The sequence below is a fragment of the Pantoea sp. Pa-EAmG genome, from assembly GCF_030024295.1.
Taxonomy (GTDB): Bacteria; Pseudomonadota; Gammaproteobacteria; order Enterobacterales; family Enterobacteriaceae; genus Pantoea; species Pantoea dispersa.
In genome coordinates this window covers 1-3,170 of record NZ_JASEWO010000292.1, presented here as the reverse complement: position 1 = coordinate 3,170, position 3,170 = coordinate 1, and the positions used below count along the sequence as shown (strand labels likewise).

5 protein-coding genes are annotated in these 3,170 nt (G+C 53.0%); 4 read left to right on the top strand and 1 reads right to left on the bottom strand.

Going from position 1 to position 3,170, the window contains the following annotated elements; translation table 11 throughout:
* The coding region (locus QMM04_RS21785; RefSeq protein WP_282997017.1) for a DeoR/GlpR family DNA-binding transcription regulator at positions 1 to 666 on the bottom strand (666 nt) is incomplete at its 3' end.
* 80 nt (positions 667 to 746) lie between these two features.
* Between QMM04_RS21785 and QMM04_RS21780 the strand changes: the two genes are divergently transcribed.
* The 4 genes from QMM04_RS21780 to QMM04_RS21765 all read left to right on the top strand — a co-directional run bounded on the left by QMM04_RS21780 (position 747) and on the right by QMM04_RS21765 (position 3,091).
* Positions 747 to 1,340: an NUDIX domain-containing protein gene (locus QMM04_RS21780; protein WP_059010026.1), complete on the top strand. Its 594-nt coding sequence runs from the start codon at positions 747 to 749 to the stop codon at positions 1,338 to 1,340.
* Complete coding sequence (locus QMM04_RS21775; RefSeq protein ID WP_282997016.1) at positions 1,334 to 1,687, top strand: NUDIX hydrolase; 354 nt, start codon at positions 1,334 to 1,336, stop codon at positions 1,685 to 1,687. The genes QMM04_RS21780 and QMM04_RS21775 overlap by 7 nt, the downstream gene beginning before the upstream one ends.
* Positions 1,688 to 1,890: 203 nt before the next feature.
* The gene (locus QMM04_RS21770; protein WP_166710634.1) at positions 1,891 to 2,586 is read left to right on the top strand and encodes a DJ-1/PfpI family protein; all 696 of its coding nucleotides are present in this window, start codon (positions 1,891 to 1,893) and stop codon (positions 2,584 to 2,586) included.
* Between the two features lie 193 nt (positions 2,587 to 2,779).
* Entirely contained in the window at positions 2,780 to 3,091 is a 312-nt protein-coding gene (locus QMM04_RS21765; RefSeq protein ID WP_282997015.1) for a hypothetical protein, read from the top strand.
* Positions 3,092 to 3,170 lie beyond the last annotated feature (79 nt).

The following is a 3,170-nucleotide window of genomic DNA, read 5'->3' as shown; positions in this document are numbered from 1 at the left end:
CTCCAGATCCCCAATCGCGAAGGCGGAGGCGGAATTAAGTTTCTCTTTTGACACCATGACAACGGTCTCGGCGGCTCTCCCCGCCAGCGCGCGCTTTATGCCAGCCTCTTCATAGTTGCCGGTCGTGAGGCCGGCGGTTTTATGCACGCCGGTAACGCCCATGAAAAACAGATCAGCATTAATACGCGCAGCCGCCTCATGGACAGCCGATCCCACCGCGACCACCGAGTGGCGATAGAGCAGCCCGCCCAGCGTTATCACTTCTACCCGTGGAAAATCCACCAGCGCAACCGCAATACCGGGGCTGTGGGTGATTGCCGTGAAAGCCAGGTCTGCTGGCAGCAACTGCACCAGTTCTGCTGTGGTGGTTCCGCCGTCAATAATCACCACCTGACCGGGTTGAATCAGCTTCACCGCCTTTTGCGCCACACACTGCTTGGAACTCATTTGCACGTTTTTGCGTTTTTCGAAGGATGCCAGCGCGGCTGAAACCGGCAGCGCGCCGCCGTGCACGCGCTGTAACAGTCCTTCAGCGGCCAGTTCCCGCAAATCGCGCCGTATTGAGTCCTCGGATATGCCGAAACGCTGACTGAGCTCACCTGACATCACCTGATTTTCAGCCGCCAGAATCTTCAGAATCTGTTGTTTACGCTGGCTTGATAGCATAATTACCCGCTCACGTTTTTTCTTGAATTTGCACGATTATGCATGATAGCGTCTGTTTTGTCATCTTCAGGAGGCAAGCTATGCAGCAGAAAATACGCAATATCCGTGAGCAGCTGTTGTCCGACAACTGGTACACCCTGAAAAAGTACACCTTCGAATTGCAGCGCCGTGACGGCTCGTGGCAGGAGCAGCAGCGTGAAGCGTATGACCGCGGTAATGGTGCCGTCGTGCTTCTGTATAACCGCCAAAAACGCAGCGTGGTGCTGACCCGCCAGTTTCGCTTGCCGGTTTTCATTAATGGTCACCACGGTTTTTTGATTGAAGCGGCTGCCGGGCTGCTCGATAACGCTTCGCCGGAAACCCGCATTGTCGCGGAGGCAGAAGAAGAAACCGGTTACCGGGTGCAGCATATTGAAAAAGTCATGGAAGCCTTTATGAGTCCGGGTTCGGTTACCGAGAAACTCTATTTCTTTATCGCCGAATATGCTGATGACGATCGCCAGAGCAAAGGCGGTGGCCTTGCCGACGAGGGCGAGGATATTGAAGTACTGGAATGGCCTTTGACTCAGGCGCTGAGCGCAATTCGCAGCGGGGAGATTATGGATGCGAAAACCATCATGTTACTGCAATACGTTGCCATGAATGTCCATTTTGAGGAGCCAATACCATGCTGATCCTGATCGCCGGCCCTGTGCGCAGCGGCACCGAAGGAGACCCGGTTTTAATTCACGCGAATATGCGAAAATTAGACGAAGCGGCACTGCAGGTTTATCACAAAGGGCATACGCCGGTGATTGGAGAATGGCTGGCATTACCTCTTGCCGCCGCCGCAGGTTCACAGGCAATCGGTGATGAAATCAGTGAGGCTTATCTTTATCCGGTTGCACATCGGCTGATTCAGCATTGCGACGCGATCTTACGTATGCAGGGCGCGTCGCAAGGCGCCGATCACGATATACGGATTGGCAGAGAACGCGGGTTAAAAATTTATACTGACATAGATGAGATTCCGATCGGGTGATTATGCTTTCACTGGATGGCGACGAGGCCAGCCTGGCCATTTCGGCTTATGGATACCAATATTTTCTGTGAATAAAACAACCGCATTGATGCTCAGAAAATATGCCAGTATTGCTGATGGCTTTTTCTCTGCGTCGTCTGTTGCAGTGATTCATAACTTACCGCAGCGATGTCGGCTGCTGGCACACAATGAAGGCATTATTTATGAATGATTCTGCATCTACATCCATCGGTCTGCTGCTGTTCCCTGCGCTTACGCAGCTTGACCTGACCGGTCCGTTTGAAGTCTTTGCGCGGGCACCAGACACGAAGGTGCATCTCATCTGGAAAAATCTGGAGCTTGTGGTGTCAGACCGGGGGATGGCGATTCAGCCAACCACCACGTTCGACGCGTGTCCCGCGCTGGATATCATCTGTATTCCCGGCGGGCCGGGGCAGATAAACCTGATGGAGGATGAAGAAGTCCTTTCGTTTATCCGGGCTCAAAGTAAGCAGGCGAAGCTGGTAACGTCGGTATGCACCGGATCGCTCGTGCTGGGCGCGGCCGGGCTTCTGCAGGGATATAAAGCGACGACGCATTGGGCCTCGCTGGATCAGCTGGCGCTATTGGGCGCAGAGCCAGTAAATGAGCGCGTTGTACGCGACCGCAATCGCATAACGGGCGCTGGTGTGACTTCAGGTATCGATTTTGCCCTCAGCGTCGTATCAGAGATGTTCGGACCGGATATCGCGCAAAACATTCAGCTACATATGGAATATGACCCTGCCCCGCCCTTTGACTGTGGCTCGCCCCGCTCCGCATCTGAAGAACAGCTGAAAAAAGCTCAGCAACAGGTTGCGCCATTTATTGAAAAGCGGCGGCAGGCGACGCTGAAAGCCGCAGCCAGACTGCAGAAATAACGGGGCGGCACGGAGCGGACTTCTCCACCGACGAATGCCTCGATGAGCGAAAAACGGACCTACAGGTAACAGTGAATAGGTTTCGGTCGTCATTAATTTAGTTTGCATTAGCGAACGCGCCCTTCAGAAATTACACCGCTACGTGGCTTGCGATGATAGGGTTACCTCCTTGCCACATTAAGAGGAAAGGCGAATGATTGTAAGGACCTGGCACGGTTGTGTTCCACTCAAACACGCTGAAGATTTTGCGAAACACCTTGAGAAGACAGGTGTGGAACATTCACGAAGCATTGCCGGGAATATAGGCGCTTATGTGCGCAGAGAAACACAGGGTGACTGGGAGCATTTCTTTCTGGCAACTTACTGGAAGGATCTGCATTCAGTAAAAACTTTTGCAGGAGAAAACTATCACGTGGCAGTGACGTATCCGGATGACGAACAATTTGAGTTACTTTACGATCCATACGTTTTTCAGCACACCGGGGAAACCGTTTTACCGCTTTAGCCCCCTTTTGAGGGCGACTTAACGGTTGTCCTGATTCGTCTCTAAGTTCATTTCGAAGCGTCAACGTCCGCTTTGCGCG

Excerpts from the sequence above, each read along its gene's own strand:
- QMM04_RS21770 (WP_166710634.1), top strand. The coding sequence starts at position 1,891 with ATGAATGATTCTGCATCTACATCCATCGGTCTGCTGCTGTTCCCTGCG.
- QMM04_RS21780 (WP_059010026.1), top strand. The coding sequence starts at position 747 with ATGCAGCAGAAAATACGCAATATCCGTGAGCAGCTGTTGTCCGACAAC.
- QMM04_RS21775 (WP_282997016.1), top strand. The coding sequence starts at position 1,334 with ATGCTGATCCTGATCGCCGGCCCTGTGCGCAGCGGCACCGAAGGAGAC.
- QMM04_RS21765 (WP_282997015.1), top strand. The coding sequence starts at position 2,780 with ATGATTGTAAGGACCTGGCACGGTTGTGTTCCACTCAAACACGCTGAA.